General features: G+C 42.8%; 18 protein-coding genes. 10 read left to right on the forward strand and 8 right to left on the reverse strand.

Features of this window, described 5'->3' with window-relative positions:
* Positions 1–56 precede the first annotated feature (56 nt).
* From carB to QDI94_RS09630, 3 genes are read left to right on the forward strand one after another with little or no spacing between them, the layout of a single operon-like run.
* Positions 57–4,109 (forward strand): carbamoyl-phosphate synthase large subunit, encoded by a 4,053-nt coding sequence (carB, locus tag QDI94_RS09620; RefSeq protein ID WP_278868617.1) that lies wholly within the window; start codon positions 57–59, stop codon positions 4,107–4,109.
* A 2-nt stretch (positions 4,110–4,111) separates the two neighbouring features.
* Positions 4,112–5,734, forward strand: coding sequence for a CTP synthase (locus QDI94_RS09625; protein ID WP_278868618.1), 1,623 nt, complete (start codon positions 4,112–4,114; stop codon positions 5,732–5,734).
* Between the two features lie 41 nt (positions 5,735–5,775).
* A complete protein-coding gene (locus QDI94_RS09630) occupies positions 5,776–6,966 on the forward strand; it encodes an LL-diaminopimelate aminotransferase (protein WP_278868620.1) in 1,191 nt (396 codons plus the stop codon).
* Positions 6,967–7,113: 147 nt separating this feature from the next.
* On the opposite strand, the gene QDI94_RS09635 is transcribed toward QDI94_RS09630, so the two are convergent.
* A complete protein-coding gene (locus QDI94_RS09635; protein ID WP_021883518.1) occupies positions 7,114–8,490 on the reverse strand; it encodes a glycine--tRNA ligase in 1,377 nt (458 codons plus the stop codon).
* A gap of 223 nt (positions 8,491–8,713) precedes the next feature.
* Between QDI94_RS09635 and QDI94_RS09640 the strand changes: the two genes are divergently transcribed.
* The 4 genes from QDI94_RS09640 (at position 8,714) to QDI94_RS09655 (ending at position 12,706) form a co-directional block, all read left to right on the forward strand.
* Positions 8,714–10,633 (forward strand): pullulanase X25 domain-containing protein, encoded by a 1,920-nt coding sequence (locus QDI94_RS09640; protein ID WP_278868621.1) that lies wholly within the window; start codon positions 8,714–8,716, stop codon positions 10,631–10,633.
* A 178-nt stretch (positions 10,634–10,811) separates the two neighbouring features.
* The gene (locus tag QDI94_RS09645) at positions 10,812–11,402 is read left to right on the forward strand and encodes a cyclase family protein (protein WP_101028928.1); all 591 of its coding nucleotides are present in this window, start codon (positions 10,812–10,814) and stop codon (positions 11,400–11,402) included.
* 10 nt (positions 11,403–11,412) lie between these two features.
* Positions 11,413–12,072 (forward strand): HAD family hydrolase, encoded by a 660-nt coding sequence (locus QDI94_RS09650; protein WP_278868622.1) that lies wholly within the window; start codon positions 11,413–11,415, stop codon positions 12,070–12,072.
* A 4-nt stretch (positions 12,073–12,076) separates the two neighbouring features.
* On the forward strand, positions 12,077–12,706 hold the full coding sequence (locus QDI94_RS09655; RefSeq protein WP_278418392.1) for an epoxyqueuosine reductase QueH: 630 nt from the start codon (positions 12,077–12,079) through the stop codon (positions 12,704–12,706).
* A gap of 101 nt (positions 12,707–12,807) precedes the next feature.
* Here QDI94_RS09655 and ptsP read toward each other — a convergent pair whose 3' ends face one another.
* From ptsP to QDI94_RS09685, 6 genes are all read right to left on the reverse strand, one after another.
* On the reverse strand, positions 12,808–14,508 hold the full coding sequence (ptsP, locus tag QDI94_RS09660; RefSeq protein WP_278418394.1) for a phosphoenolpyruvate--protein phosphotransferase: 1,701 nt from the start codon (positions 14,506–14,508) through the stop codon (positions 12,808–12,810).
* Positions 14,509–14,542: 34 nt separating this feature from the next.
* Positions 14,543–14,806 carry an HPr family phosphocarrier protein gene (locus tag QDI94_RS09665; RefSeq protein ID WP_101028931.1) on the reverse strand — a complete coding sequence of 88 codons (264 nt, stop codon included), beginning with the start codon at positions 14,804–14,806 and terminating at the stop codon, positions 14,543–14,545.
* Between the two features lie 147 nt (positions 14,807–14,953).
* Complete coding sequence (locus QDI94_RS09670; RefSeq protein ID WP_278868625.1) at positions 14,954–16,879, reverse strand: PTS fructose transporter subunit IIABC; 1,926 nt, start codon at positions 16,877–16,879, stop codon at positions 14,954–14,956.
* Between the two features lie 19 nt (positions 16,880–16,898).
* Entirely contained in the window at positions 16,899–17,801 is a 903-nt protein-coding gene (gene pfkB, locus QDI94_RS09675) for a 1-phosphofructokinase (RefSeq protein ID WP_101028933.1), read from the reverse strand.
* Positions 17,779–18,546 (reverse strand): DeoR/GlpR family DNA-binding transcription regulator, encoded by a 768-nt coding sequence (locus QDI94_RS09680; protein ID WP_101028934.1) that lies wholly within the window; start codon positions 18,544–18,546, stop codon positions 17,779–17,781. The genes pfkB and QDI94_RS09680 overlap by 23 nt, the downstream gene beginning before the upstream one ends.
* A gap of 372 nt (positions 18,547–18,918) precedes the next feature.
* On the reverse strand, positions 18,919–19,560 hold the full coding sequence (locus QDI94_RS09685; protein WP_021883526.1) for a Crp/Fnr family transcriptional regulator: 642 nt from the start codon (positions 19,558–19,560) through the stop codon (positions 18,919–18,921).
* 270 nt (positions 19,561–19,830) lie between these two features.
* Between QDI94_RS09685 and nrdD the strand changes: the two genes are divergently transcribed.
* From nrdD to QDI94_RS09700, 3 genes are all read left to right on the forward strand, one after another.
* The gene (gene nrdD / locus QDI94_RS09690; protein WP_101028935.1) at positions 19,831–22,002 is read left to right on the forward strand and encodes an anaerobic ribonucleoside-triphosphate reductase; all 2,172 of its coding nucleotides are present in this window, start codon (positions 19,831–19,833) and stop codon (positions 22,000–22,002) included.
* Positions 22,002–22,538 (forward strand): anaerobic ribonucleoside-triphosphate reductase activating protein, encoded by a 537-nt coding sequence (gene nrdG, locus QDI94_RS09695; RefSeq protein WP_101028936.1) that lies wholly within the window; start codon positions 22,002–22,004, stop codon positions 22,536–22,538. Before nrdD ends, nrdG begins: the two co-directional genes overlap by 1 nt.
* A 138-nt stretch (positions 22,539–22,676) precedes the next feature.
* Entirely contained in the window at positions 22,677–23,390 is a 714-nt protein-coding gene (locus QDI94_RS09700) for a zinc-ribbon domain-containing protein (RefSeq protein WP_278868628.1), read from the forward strand.
* A gap of 168 nt (positions 23,391–23,558) precedes the next feature.
* Here QDI94_RS09700 and QDI94_RS09705 read toward each other — a convergent pair whose 3' ends face one another.
* Positions 23,559–24,683: an IS481 family transposase gene (locus tag QDI94_RS09705; RefSeq protein WP_278866599.1), complete on the reverse strand. Its 1,125-nt coding sequence runs from the start codon at positions 24,681–24,683 to the stop codon at positions 23,559–23,561.
* Positions 24,684–24,709 lie beyond the last annotated feature (26 nt).

The following is a 24,709-nucleotide window of genomic DNA, read 5'->3' on the forward strand; positions in this document are numbered from 1 at the left end:
GATTACTATTCAGCATAAGAACAGATACAATAATTACTTGAACGAGGAATGATTATATGCCACTCAAAAAGAATATCAAACGAGTTATGGTAATCGGTTCGGGCCCTATCGTAATCGGTCAGGCTGCCGAATTTGACTATGCAGGCACACAGGCTTGCCGTGCGCTTAAAGAAGAAGGACTTGAGGTTATTCTCGTAAACTCAAACCCTGCTACAATTATGACTGATAACGCAATGGCTGATAAAATCTATATTGAACCGTTGACGCTTGAAACAGTTAAGAGAATCATCAAAAAGGAACGCCCTGACAGCCTTCTTTCAACCCTCGGCGGTCAGACGGGTCTTACCCTTTCAATGCAGCTTGCAAAAGAGGGCTTCCTTGATAAATACAATGTTCAGCTTCTCGGTGCAAACCCCGAAACAATCGACAAGGCAGAGGACAGACAGCTTTTTAAGGACACAATGATTGAAATAGGTCAGCCTGTTATTCCGTCACTTGTTGTTACAGATGTTGAATCAGCTGTTAAGTTTGCCGATGAAATCGGTTATCCTGTAATTATCCGTCCTGCATTCACACTCGGCGGTACAGGCGGCGGTATTGTCGATAACGAGGAAGAGCTTCGTGAAATCACATCAAACGGTCTTGAACTTTCTCCTATCACACAGGTGCTTGTTGAAAAATGTATCTCAGGTTGGAAGGAAATCGAGTTTGAGGTTATGCGTGACAGCGACGGAAATGTTATTACTGTCTGCTCAATGGAAAACTTCGATCCTGTAGGCGTTCACACAGGCGACTCAATCGTTATCGCTCCTACGGTAACACTTGCCGACAAGGAATATCAGATGCTCAGAAGTGCGGCTCTCAACATTATCTCTGCGCTTAAAGTAGAGGGCGGTTGTAACTGCCAGTTCGCACTCAACCCCGAAACATTTGAATATGCGGTTATCGAGGTTAATCCCCGTGTATCCCGTTCATCGGCACTTGCGTCAAAGGCAACAGGTTATCCTATTGCAAAGGTTGCCGCTAAAATTGCTATCGGTTACACACTTAATGAAATCAAAAATGCCGTTACAGGTACAACATACGCTTGCTTTGAGCCGGCGCTCGACTATGTTGTTGTAAAATTCCCAAAATGGCCTTTCGATAAATTTGTATATGCAAAGAGAACACTCGGTACTCAGATGAAGGCAACAGGCGAGGTTATGGCTATTGCTCCGACATTTGAACAGGCTATTATGAAAGCTGTAAGAGGTGCCGAGATTTCTCACGATACTCTCAACGACAAGGAATTTGCAGAGCTTTCAAACGCATCGGTTTATGACAGACTCAGCGTTTGCGATGACAGAAGAATCTTCTGCGTATATGAGGCTCTCAAGAGAGGCATTACAGTAGAACAGATTCACAACATCACTCTCATTGACGAGTGGTTCCTTGAAAAGCTCAAAAATCTTATTGCCGTTGAAAACGAACTCAAGAACGGCGAGCTTACGGAGGAGCTCTATGTTCGTGCCAAGAACAAGGGATTCCTTGACAGAACAATTGAAAAAATCACAGGCAGGAAGGTTGAAAATCCGCTTGTTCCTGTTTATAAAATGGTTGATACCTGCGCCGCAGAATTTGAGGCTGAAACTCCTTACTTCTATTCAACATTTGATAAGGAAAATGAAGCTGAGGAATTCATCAGAGAGCAGAAGAGCGATAAGAAAACAGTTATCGTATTCGGTTCGGGTCCTATCAGAATCGGTCAGGGTATCGAATTTGACTATGCTTCCGTTCACTGCGTATGGGCGCTCAAAAAGGCAGGCTACGATGTTGTTATCGTAAACAACAACCCTGAAACAGTATCAACAGACTTTGACACAGCCGACAGACTTTATTTTGAACCGCTCACAACCGAAGATGTTATGGGCATAATAAAGACAGAAAATCCGTTCGGTGTAGTTGTTGCATTCGGCGGACAGACAGCAATTAAGCTTACAAAGTTCCTCAGCGACAACGGTGTAAATATTCTCGGTACATCATACGATGCCATTGATATGGCAGAGGACAGAGAGCGTTTTGATGAGCTTCTTGAAAAGTATCACATCAAGCGTCCCCGTGGCGTAACGGTTATGACAACAGACGAGGCTCTCGATGTTGCAGACAAAATCGGTTATCCTGTTCTTCTCCGTCCGTCATATGTTCTCGGCGGTCAGAATATGATTATTGCATTCAACGAAGATGATGTCAAAGAGTATATGGCAATCATTCTTGCACAGAATATTGAAAATCCGATTCTTATTGATAAGTACCTTCAGGGTACAGAGCTTGAAGTTGACGCCATTTGTGACGGTGAAGATATTCTTATTCCGGGTATTATGGAGCATATCGAGCGTGCCGGTGTTCACTCGGGCGACTCAATTGCGGTTTATCCGGCATGGAATCTCTCAGACAGAATGACTCAGATTATTATTGAAAGCTCAAAGAACCTTGCAATCGAACTCCGTACAAAGGGACTTGTAAACATTCAGTACCTTATCTATAAAGACGAACTCTATGTTATCGAGGTAAATCCCCGTTCTTCAAGAACAATCCCTTACATCAGTAAGGTAACAGGCGTTCCTATGGTTGACCTTGCAACAAGAGCAATGCTCGGTGAAAAGCTCAAAGATATGGGCTACGGCACAGGCCTTTACAGAAAGAGTCCTTACATTGCGGTTAAGGTTCCTGTATTCAGCTTTGAAAAGCTTATCAATGTTGATAACCACCTTGGCCCCGAGATGAAGTCAACAGGTGAAGTTCTCGGTGTTGCAGGCACACTTGAGGAGGCTCTCTATAAGGGACTCATCGGTGCAGGCTACAAGATGAAGAAAAAGGGCGGTGTGTTCATCACAGTCCGTAATTCGGATAAAGCTGAAATCGGTGAAATCGCAAAGAAATACTACGACCTCGGATTCAGAATCTACGCAACAGAGGGTACAGCGGATGTACTCAAGAAGTACGGTATCGATGCTGTAAGCGTAAAGAAAATTCACGAGTCCAAGACAAACAATACTCTTACACTCATTGAATCGGGCAAGATTCAGTATGTTATTTCAACATCTGCAAAGGGCAGAATCCCTTCAAGAGATTCTGTTAAAATTCGCCGTAAGACCGTTGAAAGAAATATTCCGTGTCTTACATCTCTTGACACGGCAAATGCGCTTGCGGATTGCCTCAAGAGCCACTATTCACAGCACAGCACGGAGCTTATCGACATTAACCACATGAGAGAGGAAAAGCTTATGTTAAAATTCACTAAGATGCAGGGTATAGGCAATGACTATATCTATTGCAGCACTTTTGATCAGGAAATCAGCAATCCCGAGGCGCTTGCCGTAAGACTTTCCGACAGACATTTCGGTATCGGCGGCGACGGTATTATTCTTATTTGTCCTTCAAAGGTTGCAGATGCAAAGATGAAAATGTACAACCTTGACGGTTCAGAGGGCAAGATGTGCGGTAACGGTATCCGTTGCGTAGGCAAGTTCCTCTATGACCACGGTATGGTTGATATCAACGAAAAAGACGAAATTACAATTGAAACACTCAGCGGAATTAAGAAGCTCAAGGCATATACTTCAGGCGGAAAGGTTAACCGCCTCAGAGTAGATATGGGCAAGGCTATTCTAGATCCTAAGGAAATTCCCGTTGCTCTTGACGGTGACAAGGTTGTTGACAGAACTGTTGAAATTGCAGGCAAGAACTATAACATCACCTGCGTATCAATGGGTAACCCTCACTGCGTAGTATTTATGGACGATATTGATAATCTTGACATCGAAACCATAGGACCTGAGTTTGAAAACGATAAGCTTTTCCCTGAAAGAGTGAATACAGAATTTGTAACAGTTCTCGATGACCATACAATCAAGATGAGAGTGTGGGAGCGTGGCTCAGGCGAAACATGGGCTTGCGGTACAGGCGCTTGTGCCGTTGCGGTTGCCGCTTGTGAAAACGGTTTCTGCAAAAAGGGTGAAGACATCAAGATTAAGCTCAAGGGCGGCGATCTTATTATCAACTATACTGATGAAACGGTATATATGACAGGTAATGCGGAAAAAGTATTTGAAGGCGAAGTTGAGGTGTAATCGTGGAGATAACCGAACATAAGAAGAATAAAAAATATATATTTGTAACAGGCGGTGTCGTATCCGGTCTTGGCAAGGGTATCACAGCCGCATCTCTCGGCAGACTTTTAAAGGCAAGAGGACTCAAGATTGTTGCTCAAAAGCTTGACCCGTATATCAATGTCGATCCGGGTACAATGAGCCCGTATCAGCACGGCGAGGTATATGTAACGGAGGACGGTGCAGAAACCGACCTCGACCTCGGCCATTATGAGCGTTTTATTGATGAGGACCTTAACAAGTATTCAAACCTCACAACAGGTAAGGTTTACTCAAATGTTCTTGAAAAGGAGCGTCACGGCGACTACCTCGGTAAGACAGTTCAGGTAATTCCTCACATCACAAATGAAATCAAGTCTTTTATCTACAATGTAGGTGAAAAGACCAATGCCGATGTTGTAATTACGGAAATCGGCGGTACGGTTGGCGATATCGAAAGCCAGCCGTTCCTTGAGGCTATCCGTCAGGTATCTCTTGAAGTCGGCAGAGAGAACAGCATCTTTATTCATGTAACTCTCGTTCCCTATATCAAGGGCAGCGAGGAACACAAATCAAAGCCGACACAGCATTCTGTAAAAGAGCTTCGTTCACTCGGTATCAATCCCGATATCATCGTTCTTCGTTGTGACGAACCTCTTGAGGAGAGCATTTTCAACAAGATTGCACTTTTCTGCAATGTAAAACCGGATTGTGTAATCGAAAATATTACTCTCCCAACGCTTTATCAGGCACCTCTTATGCTTGAAAAGAGCAATTTCTCAAATGTTGTATGTCGTGAGCTCAATATTGTAACGGACAAAAAGCCCGACCTTTCCGAGTGGGAAGAAATGCTTAACCGTATCAACAACCGTACAAAGAAATGCACGATTGCTCTTTGCGGTAAGTATGTTGCTCTCCATGACGCATATCTTTCCGTTGCAGAGGCACTTCGTCACGGTGGCTATGAAAATTCCGCCGATGTTGAAATCAAGTGGGTTGACTGCGAACTTCTTACAAAGTACAAGGTTGACGAGCTTCTCGGTGATGTTGACGGTATCCTCGTTCCGGGTGGCTTCGGTAACAGAGGTATCGAAGGTAAGATTATGGCTGCAAAATATGCCCGTGAGCATGATATTCCGTATCTCGGAATCTGCCTCGGTATGCAGACTGCAGTAATCGAATACGCAAGAGATGTTCTCGGCTATGCTGATGCCAACAGCGGTGAATTTACACCCGAGGGCAAGCATAATGTTATTGACCTTATGCCTGAACAGGAAGGCATTGAGGATATGGGCGGCACAATGCGTCTTGGTGCATATCCGTGTGTTATCGAGCCCGATTCGCTTATGGCTAAGGCTTACGGTCAGCATGAAATTTCAGAGCGTCACCGTCATCGTTATGAGTTCAATAACGATTTCAGAGAGGAAATTGAAAATGCAGGCATGAAGATTACAGGTACTTCGCCTAACGGACTTCTTGTTGAGGCTGTTGAAGTTCCCGACAACCGTTTCTTCGTTGCTGTTCAGTATCACCCCGAGTTCAAGTCACGCCCGAACCGTGCTCATCCGCTTTTCAGAGAATTTATTAAAGCATCACTTGAAAAATAATTTATATTCCACTTAACTTACAGACAAAAGGACTGATTTTAATGAAGATTAACAGAAATTTTGACAATCTCGTTCCGAACTATCTTTTTGCAGATGTTGCAAAAAAGACAAATGCATATATTGCGGCTCATCCCGATAAAAAGGTTATCAAGCTTGGTATTGGCGATGTAACCCTTCCGCTTGCTCCTGTTGTTGTTGAGGCAATGAAAAAGGGCGCAGAGGATCTTGCTCACAAGGAAACCTTCAAGGGTTATCCCGATTATGAGGGCTACGAGTTTCTCAGACAGGCTATTTCAGATTATTACAAGAGCTTTGGTGTTGCAGTAGGCGCTGACGAAATTTTTGTATCAGACGGTGCAAAATCGGACTGCGGCAACATAGGTGACATCTTTTCAAAGGATAATGTTGTTCTCGTAACAGACCCTGTTTACCCCGTATATGTTGACTCAAACATTATGGCAGGCAGAGAAATCGTTTATGCCGCATCAAATGAGGCAAACGGCTTTGCCGCTCTCCCTGATGAAAATGTAAAGGCAGACATCATCTACCTTTGCTCACCTAACAACCCGACAGGCTCTGCATACAATGCCGAACAGCTCAAGGCTTGGGTTGACTACGCTCTCAAAAACGATGCAATAATCCTCTACGATTCAGCTTATGAGGCATTCATCACAGAGGATCTCCCTCGTTCAATTTTTGCAATCGAAGGTGCAAGAAAGTGTGCAATTGAAATGTGCTCACTTTCAAAGACAGCAGGTTTCACAGGCACAAGATGCGGTTACACGGTAATTCCTAAGGAGCTTGAGCGTGACGGTCACAATATCTATGCAACATGGTACCGCCGTCAGGCAACAAAGTTCAACGGTGTTTCATGGCCTGTTCAGTGTGCTGCTGCCGCTGTATTCAGCGAAGAGGGTCAGAAGCAGATCAAGGAGAACATTTCTTACTATCAGGAAAATGCAAGAATTATCGCATCTGCTCTTGATGAACTCGGCATCTACTACACAGGTGGCAAGAACTCACCTTACATCTGGCTCAAGTGTCCAAACAATATGGGCAGTTGGGAATTCTTTGACCTCCTCCTCAACGAGGCAAATGTTGTAGGTACTCCGGGTGAGGGCTTTGGCGAAAACGGCGCCGGCTACTTCCGTCTTACATCATTCGGTGACAGAGAAAACACGATTGAGGCTGTTAAGAGAATCAAAAAGGTTCTCACAAACCTCTCAAAGTAATTTGATTGAATTCAGATTATTATATTGGATAAAACACACAGCGGATAACCCGAATTTTAAGGTTATCCGCTGTTCTTATACGGTGAGCCGCCCCTACGCAAAAAAAGGACATTCCATTTGGAATGTCCTTTTGATATCATATTAAAATCAGAACTTAATCTTTTCAGCGATATAATCGTTGAGCTTGTCGATTGCAACTCTTTCCTGCTGCATTGTGTCGCGGTCACGAACGGTAACACAACCGTCATCAACAGACTCAAAGTCATATGTGATACAGAACGGAGTACCGATTTCATCCTGTCTTCTGTAACGCTTGCCGATTGAGCCTGCATCGTCATAATCGGTCATAAAGTCAGCTGAAAGCTGCTCATAAACCTTTCCTGCCTGCTCGTTGAGCTTCTTTGAAAGCGGAAGAACGCAAGCTTTGTACGGAGCAAGGGTCGGATGAAGTCTTAACACAACTCGTGTATCCTTTTCATCAATAACTTCTTCATCGTAAGCCTCAACAACAAGAGCAAGGAAAAGACGCTCAACACCGAGCGACGGCTCAATAACATACGGAATGTACTTCTCGTTCGTTGTCGGGTCAAAGTATTCAAGCGTTTTGCCGCTTGTTTTGCTGTGCTGTGTAAGGTCATAGTCTGTTCTGTCGGCAACGCCCCAAAGCTCGCCCCAACCGAACGGGAAGAGATATTCAAAGTCTGTTGTTGCCTTTGAGTAGAAGCAAAGCTCCTCTTTTGCATGGTCACGAAGACGGAGATTTTCTTCCTTAATATTGAGAGAATAGAGCCAGTCACGGCAGAAACCTCTCCAGTATTCAAACCATTCAAGGTCAGTGCCCGGCTTGCAGAAGAATTCAAGCTCCATCTGCTCAAACTCACGAACACGGAAAATGAAGTTACCGGGTGTGATTTCGTTTCTGAAAGATTTACCGATCTGTGCAACGCCGAAAGGAACTTTCTTACGGCTTGTTCTCTGAATGTTAGAGAAGTTCACGAAAATGCCCTGAGCAGTTTCGGGACGAAGATAAATTTCATTTTTGCTGTCTTCTGTAACGCCCTGGAATGTTTTGAACATAAGGTTGAACTGACGAATGTCGGTAAAGTTGTGCTTGCCGCAGTTAGGACACGGAATCTCTTTTTCCTTGATGTAATTCATCATTTCTTCGTTTGTCCAGCCTGCAACATTTGTGCCGTCAAAATCTTCAATAAGATTGTCGGCACGGTGACGGGTTTTACATTCCTTACAGTCCATAAGCGGGTCTGAGAAACCGCCGAGATGACCTGATGCGACCCATGTCTGCGGATTCATAAGGATTGCTGAGTCAAGACCAACATTGTACTTGTTCTGCTGAACAAACTTCTTGAGCCAGGCATTTTTAATATTGTTTTTTAGTGCAACACCGAGCGGACCGTAATCCCAAGTGTTTGCAAGACCGCCGTAAATTTCAGAACCCGGATAAACAAAGCCTCTGTTTTTACACAAAGCAACGATTTTATCCATGGTTTTTTTGCTGTTTTCCATAACTTAACCTCTCTTTGCGGATAGATAAAAATAACCACTAAAATAATACAATTATTTGCAACTGTTGTCAAGTAAAAAGACTTCGTCACAGCATTTGTTGCGGTCTGAAAATAATAATTTGAAAAAAATTTACAAACTTGCCAAAAAACACTTGTAAATGTAATCGTTTTGATATATAATGTAGTTACTCAAAATTTGAGTAACAAAAAAGGAGGAATTAGCGATGAAAAAATCATCCAAGGTTCTCAGTTTGGTACTTGCAGTTCTTATGGCAGTATCCTGTTTTTCAGGTTTGACCATTTTTTCTGCATCAGCTGAAGAAACCGACACAAAAATTTATTTCGATGTAAGTACTGCCCCTGCAGAATGGGGTACTACAAAGAACGTTTATTGCCATCTTTATGCAATAGCAGGTGATGAATTCCCTGAAACATCTTGGCAGACACCGCCTGAGAAGTGCGCTAAAGACAAGGAGACAGGTCTTTACTACTTTGATACAGCAAAGATCAAGAATGAAGACGGTACGCTCCACGGCGGTCTTAAGGACAATGCTGACTATGCTGTAATCTTCTCAACAAAAGACACCAAAAAAACAACTCACCAGACTTGTAACATAACACTCGGCAAGCCTTGTCTTGGCGACACAGTTTACCTCACAGGCGGTAAGGTTGAGAACACAGAGGACTCATCAAAGCTTGATGACGGTGCAACATGGAGAAATAACAGTGACAACTACGGTCCTAAGGCTGCAATCACATCAACAGGTAAGGTTACAAAGGGCAGATTCCCTGTTTACCTTTCAAGAGCTGAAATGGTTGCACAGGCACTCTTTAACTGGGCTGTTAAGAATCCTAACCACTACACTCCCGAAACTGTAGCTAATATTTGTGCAGAGGTTGAAGCTGAGCCGATGGATGTTTACAACACTTATGCTGAAGTATATGCAACACAGCTTGCTGATCCTGAAGCATATCCTGATTGTGCTCCTCTTTCAACAATTGCTACACTTCTCGGTGTTGATCCTTCTGTTACAGAAGAGCCAACAACTACAGAGCCTGCTACAGAAGAGCCGACAGAAGCTCCTACAACAGAACCTGTTACAACAGAGCCTGTTACAACAGAGCCTGTTACAGAGCCTACAACAGAAGCTGTTACAACAACAGATCCTATTTATGTAGTAGCCGGTGCAGAAGAATTTGCCGGTCTTAAGTGGATTGGTGACCCTGTAAACGGTGCTCAGAATGTTATGACAAAAGACGGCGATATGTATTCAAAGACATTCGCTGCAACACCTGCCGGCGATAGCTATCAGGTTAAGGTTGTTAAGAATGTAGCTAACGGTACAAATCCTGAAACAGGTGAAACAGTTTGGGATCAGACTTGGATCGGTTACGATAACACAGAAAACAACCTCACATTCGATGTAACAGCTGCTTGCGATGTAACAGTAACATACAATCCTACTACAAATGAAATCAATGTAACAGGTGACAGTGTTAAAATCGTTAAAGATCTTAAGGTTGATTATGTATTACCAGTTGGTAACGGTTTCCAGAGCTGGCTCAACGGCGAGGACTGGAAGGTAGACGCTGAGTCAAACAAGATGGAAATGGTTTCTGACAAGGTTTACAAGATTACATTTAAGGGTGTAACATCGTCAGATAACTATGAATTTAAGTTTGCTGCTAACGGTTCATGGGCTGCTAACTGGGGCCTTCCGGAAACAGAGAACAGTGCTCCTGTCGGTAAGGACTTCGACCTTACATACAACGCTCAGAATATGGTTCTCGATACTGTAGCTCTCGGTTATGCAGAGGGTTCATCAATTGATGTAACACTTACACTTGACCTTTCAGGCTTTGACTATCCTTCAAAGCAGGGCGCTAAGGCTAATATTACAATTGAAGGCGATCGTCTTCCGCTCCTCGGTGATGCTGACGGTGACTTCTCAATCACAGTTAAAGACGCTACAATGATTCAGAGAATTGCAATCGGTCTTTTAAGCACAGACGCTTCCAAGGTTTGCGACGCTAACGAAGACGGCAGAATTTCTGTTAAGGACTCAACAATTGTTCAGAAGTATGTTGTTAAGGGTTACAACAACACAGGTAATGTAGGTTCACCTATTGCCAGTGCTGAATAATTTTGATTGATTTAATCTGAAATTACATTTTACCTCGCAGGGAATCCCCTGCGAGGTTATTTTTTGTCATAAAACAAGGAAATTTTGCCGATAAAGATGCAAAGTGTAATAATGTGTGTTATAATAATCCCAGTGAAGTGTTACAAGGAATGTTCAAAAGAAAAGAGGCGAAAGATATATGTATATCCATGATATTTCAAAGGATACTCTTACAACCGAGGTATATCCGGGAGATCCGAAAACGGTTGTAACTCCGCTGAGAAGTATGGATGATGAGGAATGCAATCTTTCGCAGATTTCGATGTGTGTTCATGCCGGAACACATATTGATGCTCCGCTCCACTTTTGCCCTGACGGCAAAGGGATAACCGATCTAAGGCTCAACACCTTCTACGGAAAATGCACCGTAATAACGGTCAAGGGCGTTTTGACGGGCGAAGATATGGACAAGCTGTTGCCGTATTGCAGAAAGCGGATACTGTTCAGGGGGAACGGCGATACCTATCTTTCGCATTCTGCCGCAATTGTACTTGCACAAAGCAGAGTGGTGCTTGTCGGTACGGACGCCGAGTCAATCGCTCCGCCGTTTGATGAAGTAAAAACGCACCGTGAACTGGGCAGAGCAGAAATCGCCGTGCTTGAAAATCTCAATCTTTCGGGGGTTGATGACGGCGAATATGATTTGTGCGCTTTCCCGATAAAGCTCGGCGGTCTTGAGGCGGCGCCATGCAGGGCGATACTTTTTGAACAGGAAAAAGGATTAAACTAAGGTGATATTTATGGTAAAAATGGTAGTATTTGATCTTGACGGCACACTTATAAATTCTCTTACCGATCTTGCTATAAGCGTGAATTATGGCTTGAAGCTTAACAGGCTTGAGGAAAAGCCTGTTGAAAATTATAAAACATATGTCGGAAACGGCAGAGAAATGCTCATCAGAAGGGCAATGGGTGACGCGTGGACCGATCATGAGCTTTTTGAAAAGGTCAAGGCTGATTACGACAGACACTATGCCGTCCATTGCAACGACCACACTGCCGCATATGACGGTTGTGCAGAAATGCTTGAAAAGCTTGCACAAAAAGGTATTAAAACGGGTGTGCTGTCAAACAAGCCCGATGAATTTGTTGATAAAATGCTAAAAAAAGCATTCCCCGACCACAAATTTACTCAGGCATGGGGGCAGAAACCGCAGTACAAGACAAAGCCCGAGCCTGATGCTCTGCTTGCACTCCTCAATATGAGCGGTGTAACTCCCAAAGAATGTTTCTATGTCGGCGACAGCGATGTTGATGTGTTTACGGCAAACAATGCGGGTGTAAAAATGGCTGGTGTTTCATGGGGATTCAGGGGAAAAAACGAGCTTATGAACGCAGGTGCGCCGTTTGTTGCAGACACAGCCGAAGAACTTTTTGATTACATTTGCAAATTTATATAATAGCATGAACAAGATAAACTATCAGAAAGAACTCGACAGGGTGATTGACAAAATAACGGGGGAGGGAAAAGTCCCAAAGCTGCTTTTGCATGTGTGCTGCGCCCCGTGTTCGTCATACTGCCTTGAGTATCTTTCAAAATATTTTGATATCACGGTCTATTTTTACAATCCGAATATTTCGATTGCGGATGAGTATAATTACCGCCTGAACGAAGAAAAGCGTCTTGTGTCGCTTATGCCGTTTGAACATCCTGTAAAGGTGGTCGAGGGCGAATATTTGCCCAAGGATTACTTTGATTATGTCAAAGGTCTTGAAAATGAACCCGAGGGCGGAAAGCGGTGTGAAAAATGTTTCAGACTGCGACTTGAATCCTCTGCACGCTACGCAAAGGAACGCGGCTTTGATTATTTTACAACCACGCTTACAATCAGTCCGCTGAAAAATGCGCAGTTGCTCAATTCAATCGGTTCGGAGCTTGCCGAGAAGTACGGCGTTCCGTGGCTGTACAGCGACTTCAAAAAGCGTGAAGGCTACAAGCGTTCAATCATCCTTTCAAAAGAATATGACCTCTACCGCCAAAACTACTGCGGCTGCGTCTTTTCAAAAAGGGATAGTGTTGAAGAGGAAAACTAAGTTAATACATCAAAAGACAAATCCCCGCCGGAATTTCCGACGGGGATTAATCGTGTTTGCAAATTATTTAACTGAGGTAAACGCATATTAACTTGGTTGCTTTACACAACCGATTTGAGGTATTCGACAATTTCCTGCTGTGTACTCATTTCAAGCACCTTTGCGGTTACTTTGTCTGCCTCTTCTTTTGTCCATGTGGAAATTATTTTTCTCACATTGAGAACTGACGGAGCGGAAACGCTGAATTCTGTGAGTCCGAATGAAATAAGCAGCGGAATCATCAGCTTGTTTGCGGCAGCCTCACCGCACATTCCGACCGAAATGCCGTTCTGAACACCGCACTCAATTGTGCGCTTTATCATTCTGAGAACGCTTGGCTGAAGGGGAGAGTAGAGGTAAGACACATCGTTGTTGCCTCTGTCACAAGCCATTGTGTAGCCTGTGAGGTCATTTGTGCCGATGCTGAAAAAGTCTGCCTCTTTTGCAAGCATATCTGCGATAACTGCCGCAGACGCTGTTTCAACCATAACACCAACCTGAATGTTTTCGTTGAAATTTATGCCCATATTGCGTAAATCGGCTTTGCATTCTGCAACAAGCTTTTTGCCCTCACGAAGTTCATCCATAGTTGTGATGAGCGGGAACATAATCTTGATGTCACCGAATGCGCTTGCACGCAAAATGGCTTTAATCTGTGATTTAAAAAGTTCACGGTTTTTAAGGCAATATCTGATTGCACGGAATCCCATGAACGGATTTTCTTCTTTTTCAAGTCCAAGGTACGGAATGTCCTTGTCACCGCCGATATCAAGTGTTCTGATAATCAGCGACTTGCCCTTTAAGATAAGAGCCGCCTTTTTGTAGGCCTCATACTGTTCGTCCTCTGTCGGAATTGAAGTTCTGTCCATGAACAGAAACTCTGTTCTGAAAAGTCCGACACCCTCGCCGTCTGCGTCAACTGCCTTGACAGCGTCTTCAGGTTTTCCTATGTTGCAGAAAAGTTCATAAACCTCTCCGCTTGCGGATTTTGTTTCTCGTCCCCTGTAATTTTCAAGCTCTTTGCGTTCTGCAAGAAAAGCGTCACGCTTTTTGGAGTATTCTGCAACTGTGTTATCATCGGGATTAACAATTACAGCACCCTCACTGCCGTCAACTACAACCGTGTCGCCGTTTTTCAGGCTTGATGCGACACCCTCAACACTGAGTACGGCAGGAATTTCAAGCGCTCTTGCAAGAATTGCAGAGTGGGAAGTTGTTCCGCCTGTTTCAGTAATAATGCCTGCTATGTTTTCTTTTACAATACCTGCCGTAACAGAAGGAGTAAGCTCTCTTGCAACAAGCACCGTGCCTTTTGGCGCGTCACTTACTTTAATTTCGTTTACTCCGAGAAGAATGCCAAGAACACCGCTCTTGATATCTCTGACATCAGCCGCACGCTGTTTTGTAAGCTCATCGTCAGCTGCCGAGAACATTGCAATAAACATATCGCACATATGCTCAAGGGCAGATTCTGCACATTGACCGTCTGCAATCAGCTTTTCAATTTCTCCGCTGAGATACGGATCTCTGATAATCTGAATGTGACCTGCAAGAATTTCTGCCTCTTTTTCACCGGCTGAACTGCGAAGATTTTCTGCCTGTTTTTCAGTGTTGTAGCAAAAAGCGTCAACTGCTGTCTTAAAACGCTGTGACTCTGCTTCGGTATCTGTTACGGTTCGTGGAGTGTATTCAAGCGAATGTTCTTCAATAAGCATTACCTTACCGATTCCGATACCCTCGGATGCAGCTGTTCCGTGTAGCATAATCTTCACCTCTTGTAACTGTTTGTCCGTTGTCTTACTCGCCAAGACCGCTCTCTATGAGCTGTGTTGCTTCTGCAAGCGCTTCGTTTTCGTCAGCTCCGTCGCAAACAATCTCAATGTCGCTGCCGCACTTGATGCAGGCTGCAATAATGTTGAGGAGGCTCTTTGCGTTGTACTGATTGCCGTTGAATTTGATTGTTACATCACAGCTGTATTTGCCCATAGCTGTTGCAAAAACCGATGCCGGACGCATATGGAATCCCTGCGCATTTGTGAGTACGAGTTCTTTTGATACCATAATAAAATCTCCTTTATAAAATAAATTTGTGCTTTGAAGTTTTGAATCTAATGTCGTGAAAGTTCTTTGAGTTTTGAGGGGTGGCACCGGCTTTTACACCGGTGCCGAGGAACAAAACATTTCAAAAAACGGGTAATAGCAAATTAATTATTTTTTAATCGGTCTTTTGAGAAGTGCAAGCATAAACATTGAAACTACTGCACCGATTGCAAGAGCAAGGAGGTAGAAATACCATGTACCCTGCATTGTTGCGAATACGAAGATACCGCCGTGAGGAGCCATAAGCTTACAGCCAAAGAGAGCTGAAAGTGCGCCTGCTACTGCAGAACCAACGATACATGAAGGGATAACCTGAAGCGGATGACCTGCTGCGTAAGGAATTGCACCTTCTGAGATGAATGAAAGTCCCATTATATAGTTTACGGGAGCATTCTTTCTTTCTTCATCTGTCCAACGATTCTTGAAGAATGTGTTTGAAAGAGCGACTGCGATTGGAGGAACCATACCGCCGATCATAACTGCTGCCATAATGATGTATGCCTGATCGTCTGCGTTTGCAAGGTTAAGTGTTGCGAATGCATAAGCTGCCTTGTTGAAAGGACCGCCCATGTCGATAGACATCATACCTGCGAGGAGCGCACAGAGCGGAACCATCATTGCAGGGTTAGAGGCAATAGCGTTAAGGCCGTTTGACATACCTGAGTTAATCATACCCATGAACGGGTTGACTGCGCACATTACAACGAGAATACCGCCGAGTCCGAGAAGCGGATAGATGAGAACGGGCTTGATACCCTCAAGAGCCTTAGGCATCTTATCGCACATTTTTTCAATACCGAGCATTAAGTAACCGCCTACGAAACCTGCAAGCAAGCCGCCGAGGAAGCCTGACGGAACTGTTTCTGCAGCGGCAGGATCCATAAAGGTTGCGCCTGATGTTGCAAGGAAACCGCCTACAAGGCCAACGAGAAGACCGGGACGGTCTGCAATTGACATTGCGATAAAGCCGGAAAGAATAGGAACCATAAGGTTAAATGCCACACCGCCGAGTGTTTTAAACCATGCGGCTGCAGGAGTTACCGTACCGAATGCACTGCCAACCTCCTGTGCGTTTACACCGCACGCAATATCAATGAGGAATGCGATTGCAATGAAGATACCGCCTGCTACAACGAACGGGAGCATATGTGATACACCGTTCATAAGGTGACCGTAAGTGCCGCCTCTCTTCCTTGGAGCATCTGCAGAACCGCCTTTGTGATGATATACGGGAACTTCTTTGTTTACAATCTTGTTGATAAGCTCTTCCGGCTTATGAATACCGTCTGAAACGGCACACTGTAAAACGGGCTTGCCGTCAAAACGGGCAAGATTTATTGTGATGTCAGCGGCAATGATGATACCGTCACAATTTGCAATTTCTTCTTCGGTAAGCACATTCTTTGCACCGCCCGAACCGTTTGTTTCAACCTTAATCGGAATGTTAAGACTGTCGCCGGCTTTCTGGAGTGATTCAGCCGCCATATAAGTATGAGCAATACCTGTTGGACAAGCTGTGATAGCAAGAACTCTGTAACCCTTCTTTGCAGGAACTTCTGCCTTTGGTTCATCGGGGAACTTCTCTTTTTCTCTTGCGTCAATAATCGAGATGAATTCTTCCGGAGTTTTTGCGGCTTTAAGCTTTGCGGTAAAATCTTCATGCATCAAAAGCTGCATAAGTCTTGCAAGAACTTCAAGATGAACATCACCGTCTGTTGTTGCGGCAATCATAAAGAGCAGCTTACAGGGCTTACCGTCGGGCGAGTCATAATCAACACCGTCTGGAACTGTGATAGCCGTGAGGGCGGGAGCTTTTACAGCTTCGCTCTTGGCATGGGGAATTGCAACCTCCATACCTACAGCTGTTGTGCCGAGTTCTTCACGGTTGAGGATTCCCTCTTTGTAGGCTTTAACATCCTTGAGGTTTCCGCACTTTTCATGTAATGAAACAAGTTTGTCAATTGCTTCGCTCTTGTCGGCAACTTTAACGCCGAGAGCAATACCCGATTTTTTTAATAAATCTGTGATACGCATATTTTTCTCTCCTTTTTAATTAAAATTTTGCAAGCAATTCATTTATTTTTTCTTTTGTGGCAAGTCCGTCAAGAAATGCCGTTGCATTTCCGCACACACTGCCCAATTTCAGCGCATAGGGGTAGCTTTTTGTCTTTTCATATCCTGCCACAAAGCCTGCTACCATTGAGTCTCCCGAACCGACTGTGTTAATTACCTTTTCTTTGAGGACTCCTGCTTTGTGTCTTTTTCCAAATTCGTCAATGAGCATTGCTCCGTCACCGCCGAGTGAAATCAAAACATTTTTTGCACCGAGTTTCTGCAACTCTTTTGCATACTTTTCAATATCATCCTCGGTGTTGATTTCAACTCCGAACATTTCGGAAAGTTCCTGTCTGTTCGGCTTGATGAGGAACGGCTTGTACTTGAGTGCGTTGAGTAAAAGTTTTTTTGTTGCGTCAACTACAATTCGTACATCCTTGCCCTTGATTCTTTCAAGGATTCTTTCATAAACATCATCAGGCATCGTATTCGGAATGTTTCCTGCAATTACGATTGTGTCGCCGTCGGATATTCTGTCGATTTTTGAAAACAGCCTTTCAAGTTCGCCTTCACTTATGTGAGGTCCCTGACAATTGATTTCTGTTTCAACGCCGGCTTTGATTTTTATGTTGATTCTTGAAATTCCACTTTCAAGCTTAATAAAGTCGGTGATAATCCTGTCGTTGCGAATACCCTTTTCAATGGCGTCACCCGTAAAGCCTGCAACAAATCCGAATGCCGTACTTTCAAGGTCAAGCTCTGCAAGTACGCATGAAACATTGATTCCCTTACCTCCGTAGTAATATTCTTCGGCGGTTGTTCGGTTTGTTATTCCCGGAACAAGCGAATCAAGTCTGACAATGTAGTCAATTGACGGATTAAGCGTTACGGTGTAAATCATTTTTTACCTCCTTTATCACCGTTACCTGCGAAAAGTCCGGCGTAGGCAGTTTGTCGGTGATTATACAACATTTTTGCAGAGGGGCAAATGTTACAGGATACACCCTGCGAAATTTTGAATGGTCTGCAAGAACAAATGCCATATAAGATTTGTTGATTGCCGTTTCCTTTATATGACCTTCTTCAATGTCAGGTGTTGTGAATCCCGAACTGATGTCAATTCCGTTTGCTCCCATAAAAGCTTTTGTAAAGTTAAAGCAGTTTATGCTTTTTATTGCTTCGGCACCCACAACAGCCTCGGTAAGCGGTTTTATTTTTCCGCCTACTATATATGTCTGCATACCCTTGTGGATAAGCATTCTGGCGTGTGTTATGCCGTTTGTAACATATGTTGCGTTTGTATTTGTAATGTGGTCAACAAGCTTTAATGTTGTTGTTCCTGCGTCAATATAAACAAAGTCAGAGTCATGGATAAGCTTTGCACAGTATTCTGCAACCAGATCTTTTTCATCGCTCATAACGGTTTCACGATTGCTTACCGCATCTTCAAAAATACCCTCGTTTCTGGTGATTGAAGTTGCACCGCCGAAAACTTTGGTGAGCTTTCCCATCTCATCAAGAGCGGAAAGATCTCTTCTTATTGTTGACTCGGATGAGTCAAGCAACTTTGTTAATTCCGACACCGTGACCGAATTTTTTTCTTCGAGCAAATCAAGTATTGCACGATATCTGTCCTGTGTAAGCATTATCCTCACCTCTTGACTATATTATAACACCCGTTTCTTAAAAGTCAAGCAAAATCGGTCAAAAAAATTCAAAAAAATTAAAGACAGCAAAATTAGCTAACAAAAAAGTGTCGAGCGTTATTTAAAAACAGTATAATTTTACCGTTTTTGCAATTAAAATTGGTGTTTTTGATTATCTCCATTCAAAATCAGTCAAATTAATTATTTTGACTATAATTCTTTTAGCGTGTTGACTGCAAGGTGTTTTTATACTACAATATTAATCGTTGTGTACAAAAAAAGCCTGCAAGTTTTTTGCAGGCTCAAAACGGCGAAATCACGCATTTATATTTTTTGTTTTTTATGTTTTTTTATACATATATATGTCATATGTCATTCTGACAAATCTTCAATGACTGTGATTTTTCGCTTTTCGGAGATTATAATATTTTCCTCATTCATCTTTTTTATTTCACGCATCATTGCACTTCGGTCAACAGAAAGGTAATCTGCAAGGTCGGAAAGAGGGAGAGGAAGATAAAAGGTGTTTTTTCCTTTTTCGGTTTTAATGTATTCAAAAAAAGTCAAAAGCTTGCTCCTCAGCGTCTGCTGACAGAGAATGTCTGTGTGAGCAAGACTTTTTTTATGAGATTTTTTGATGTATGCACTTATAATCCGCTGGTGTTTACTGCAATGCTTTTCACAACAGGCTGTAAATTTTGAGTATTTCACGAAATCAATTTTGCAGTTTGTTTTGGCACTCAGATAAAAAATTCTGTTGTCTGATTCGGGTACAATGCAGGTGACGATTATGTCGCCCTTTTCATAAAAAGAAATAATTCTCCGCTGATTTTCGGCATTGTCTGTTGTCAGATAAACAGTTCCTTCTTTTATGATGCAAATTGTGTCATTTTCGGGTGAATATGTAGTTATGATTTCACCCCTTTTATACTCTCTTTCAATAGGTTTAAAACACTCGTTTATCCCGATGAAATCTGATTTTTTAAGCCTTGCACCGCCTATTTCTTCTATCATTTGCAACACTCCATAATGTGTGGCGTTTTTTGTCTTGCCACAAGATATAGTATAGTATATCACATAATTGTTGCCTGTGCAACAGTATTTATATTGCAATTATTGTATAATTGGTCTTGCATTGCAGGGATAGTTTGGTTCCTTGCAATTTTATTACACAAAGCATTTTTTAAACGGCATTATTGAAAAATTTATTTTTTTATTCGGATTAACAGATATAGGATATTTTTACCAAGGAAGTACCGCAAAATAATAAAAAGGGGAAGGATTATGAGAATTATTAAGCGTAACGGCTCAGAAGAAGATTTCAACATTGAAAAAATTATTAATGCCGTTAAAAAAGCAAACGGTTCGGGGGAACACAAGTTCCTTACAGACGAACAGATTGAGGATGTTGCCGACTATGTTGAATATAAGTGCAACAAAATCAGGAGAGCAGTGTCCGTTGAAGAAATTCAGGATATGGTTGAGGATCAGCTAATGGCAAAGGGTGCGTTTGAGCTTGCAAGAAGATATGTGCGTTACCGCTACAATCGTTCGCTTGTTCGTAAGGCAAACACTACCGATAACAGGATTCTTTCGCTTATTGAGTGCAACAACGAAGAAGTAAAGCAGGAAAATTCAAACAAGAACCCGACTGTAAACAGCGTTCAGCGTGACTATATGGCAGGTGAGGTCAGCCGTGACCTTACAAGGAGAATGCTTTTGCCGGCTGATATTGTTGAGGCTGATAAGGAAGGTATTATTCACTTCCACGATTCGGACTATTTTGCACAGCATATGCACAACTGCGACCTTGTAAACCTTGAGGATATGCTCCAGAACGGCACGGTCATCAGCGATACGCTTATTGAAAGACCGCACAGCTTTTCAACGGCGTGTAACATTGCAACTCAGATTATTGCACAGGTTGCAAGCAACCAGTACGGCGGTCAGAGCATAAGCCTTGCTCATCTTGCACCGTTTGTTCAGGTTTCCCGTGAGAAAATCCGCAGAGAAACTCTTGCGGAAATCGAAGAACTCGGTGTTCATCCCACAGAAGAGAAAATCAACGATATCGTTGAGCAAAGACTTCGCAAAGAAGTAAACCGTGGTGTTCAGACCATTCAGTATCAGGTTGTTACTTTGCTCACAACAAACGGTCAGGCTCCGTTTGTAACCGTGTTTATGTATCTTAACGAGGCTAAAAACGAGCAGGAAAAGCACGACCTTGCCATGATTATCGAAGAAACACTCAAACAGCGTCACAAGGGCGTAAAAAATGAAAAGGGTGTGTGGATTACACCTGCGTTTCCAAAGCTTATTTATGTGCTTGAGGAGGATAACATAACAGAGGACAGCAAGTATTGGTATCTTACAGAGCTTGCCGCAAAGTGTACCGCAAAGAGAATGGTTCCCGACTATATCTCGGAGAAGGTTATGCTCCAAAGCAAAATTGATAAAAACGGTGAGGGTCATTGCTTTACCTGTATGGGTTGCAGAAGCTTCCTTACTCCTTATGTTGACGAAAACGGCAAGCCGAAATATTACGGCAGATTCAATCAGGGTGTTGTGACTGTAAATCTTATTGATATCGGACTCAGCGCAGGAAAGGATCTTGATAAATTCTGGAAGATTTTTGACGAGAGAATGGAACTTTGCCACAGAGCACTGCAGTGCCGTCACGAGCGTCTTACAGGCACTCTTTCGGATGCCGCTCCTATTTTGTGGCAGTACGGTGCGCTGGCAAGACTTAAAAAGGGTGAGAAGATTGATAAGCTTCTCCATGGCGGTTATTCAACGCTTTCACTCGGTTATGCAGGTCTTTGGGAGTGCGTTTACAGCCTTATCGGCAAAAAGCTCACAGAAAAAGAGGGCAAAGAACTCGGTCTTGAAATTATGCAGAAGCTAAACGACTATTGTGCAAAGTGGAAAAAGGCTGAAAACATTGACTACAGCCTTTATGGTACTCCTCTTGAAAGCACAACATATAAGTTTGCAAAGTGTCTTCAAAAGCGTTTCGGCATTATCAAGGGCGTAACAGATAAAAATTACATTACTAACAGCTATCATGTTCATGTTACCGAGAATATTGACGCATTCAGCAAGCTGAAGCTTGAATCGGAATTTCAGGCTTTGTCACCGGGCGGTGCAATCAGCTATGTTGAAGTTCCGAACATGCAGGATAACATTCCCGCTGTTTTACAGGTTATCAAGTTCATTTACGATAACATTATGTATGCAGAGCTTAACACAAAGAGCGACTACTGTCAGGTTTGCGGTTATGACGGAGAAATCAAGATCGTTCACGATGACGGCAAGCTTGTGTGGGAGTGTCCTAACTGCGGCAACCGCGATCAGGATAAGATGAATGTTGCAAGAAGAACCTGTGGATATATCGGAACTCAGTTCTGGAATCAGGGCAGAACTCAGGAAATTGAGGAAAGGGTGCTTCACCTTTGATGAATTACGGAGAAATTAAACTCTGCGATATTGCAAACGGTGAGGGAGTAAGAGTATCGCTCTTTGTATCCGGCTGTACGCATCATTGCAAAAACTGCTTTAATCCGCAGACATGGAGTTTTGATTACGGCGAACCTTTTACAAAAGAGGTTGAGGATAAAATTCTCAAAGAGCTTGAACCGTCATATATTGACGGCTTGTCATTGCTCGGCGGAGAACCCTTTGAACCTTCAAATCAAAGAGCCTTAGTGCCGTTTTTAAAGCGTGTCAGGAAACAGTTTCCGAACAAAACAATTTGGTGTTATTCGGGCTATTTGTTTGACAAGGAGCTTCTTTCCGACAGCAGAGCAAGGTGTGAATGTACAGATGAAATGCTTTCAATGATTGATGTGCTTGTTGACGGTGAATTTGTTGAGGCTCTTCACGATATAAGCCTTGCGTTCAGAGGCTCGTCAAATCAGCGTATTATAGATGTAAAAGCGTCACTCAAAGAAAATAAAATAATTCCCCACAAGCTTATGAAAAGGGGAGTGTAATAAAAAGCGACAGCCGTAAAACTGTCGCTTTTTGTAATATTATTGAATTATTGCATGGAATGTTGTTGATTTTGTAAGGCAAATAGTGTAAAATGATAGCATACTATTTATAGAATATTATGCAAGGAGCGATTATATATGGTATGTAAAAATTGCAATCACGAAATTGACAACGGAGCAATGTTCTGTACTTACTGCGGAACACCTGTTGAGCAGACTCCAGAGCCTGAAACACAGCCTGTTGAAAATGCTTCAACCGAAGATGCTGCGCAGAACCCTTACGAGAATGTGCAGACTGCACAGCCTGAGGTTGATAACGCACAGCCGACTGCCGACAGTCAGCCACAGCAGAATCCGTATTCTCAGCAGTACGGTCAGCCAAATCAAACTTATTATCAGCAACCGCAGCCTAACAAAACTTCATACGGTCAGCAGTTTACAAACTCACCGAACAATGATTACGGCGCAAATCAAAGCAAGTACGGCAATCAATATCAGAGCTATAACAACGGCTATAATCAGCAGTACAACACGCAGTATCAGCAGACATACAACTCACAGCCTGTACCGCCCGTTGCACCGCCATACGGTACTCCGGATACTCAGCCTGTAAGCATAGGCGGTTGGATCGGCGTTATGCTTTTAACCTGTCTGCCGATTGTAAACCTCATTATGCTCTTTGTCTGGGCGTTCAGCTCATCAACAAAGAAGTCACTCAAAAACTACGCAAGAGCCGCTCTTATCCTGGCTCTTATCGGAGTTGTGCTTGTGGTAGTTATTTCAATTATACTTGCAGCCTGCGGTAACAGTATCTTCGACGAAATTTTCCGTTCAGGATATTACTATTATTAAATTTAACGGTGAATCGCTGTACCAAATTCGTACAGACAGCTTTATAATATCAAAAACAAAGTATGCACGAGCGTATTTTTGTGATTATTTGTACAGTAACTTTGTAGGGGCGGATATCATGTCAAGTGCAACATGGTAACCACCTGTGCAAGGACATGGTATACAAATTCACAGTCTTGAAATCTTGCGGTGAATACGCTTGCCGGATGACGAGTCATACTCAGCAATAACAAAATTGCGATAGCAAACAAGAAATGAATCATTGTTTGGATTAGGTCTGAATTGAACATAATCATTGATGAAAGTTTCACTAAGATATAATTGAAAATTCTGAAAACGGACATATCCCCACGAATTTACTTTTATGACTTTAAAGCCGGGTTCATATTCAAACGGCTCCACCTTGTCAGCAAAAATCCTTTCGCTGTGAGTATAGACATCGGCAGGACATTTGTTCCCAAGTGCTTCATGAGGTCGCAGGCAATTATACTTAGTTCGCCACTCTTGCAGAGCCTTGTCAGCGTAATCCAAGTTCTTGAATAGATTATGATTTAAAAGTTCTCTTTTCATACTGCCATGAAACCGTTCAATTTTTCCTTGTGTTTGCGGATGTTTAATTCTGCAATGTATGGGAAGAATGTCATTGTTCATAAGGAATTTTTCAAACATAGTAAATCCATGTTTAAAACCTGCAAACTGAGAACCATTGTCAGAAAGTACGCTTGATGGCATACCAAACTCATAAAAAGCTTGCTTAAAAGCGTTAATAACGACATTTTTAGTGTTAGGAAAGCATGCTATTTTGATTGAGTATCGTGAGCTGTCATCAAGAATAGTCAATGGATAGCAATAACGATTATCGGCAGTTAAAAACTCTCCCTTGAAATCAGTTTGCCACATATCATTGCAATGTTCTTTCTGAAAGCGTTTAAAAGGCTTTCTTTTGAGAGATTCCTCTTCAGATATGAGTTGGTGTTTATGAAGAATGTTAGTAATGGTTCTTGGACAAGGAATGTTTTTATACCCTTGATTTTCAAGAAAAATTTTAATTTTATCATCACCCCAACCCGGGTTATCGAAACGAACAGAAACGATTAATTCTTCAATGTCGTCAGGCGTTTTGTTAGGAGAACATAATGGTCTGCGTGACATATCAGTTAAGGGCAGTCCCTGTTTAAATCTATCAACCCACTTGCGACCAGTTTTGCGTGTGATTTCATATTTCCGACATAGAGCACTAAAATTATTTGTTTCTAATGCTTTTGTAACAAATTCTAATCTTTGTTTTTCCACAGTTTTACACTCCCACGGCATAAAAA

It is taken from the genome of Ruminococcus bromii (assembly GCF_928721825.1).
Taxonomy (GTDB): domain Bacteria; phylum Bacillota; class Clostridia; order Oscillospirales; family Acutalibacteraceae; genus Ruminococcoides; species Ruminococcoides bromii.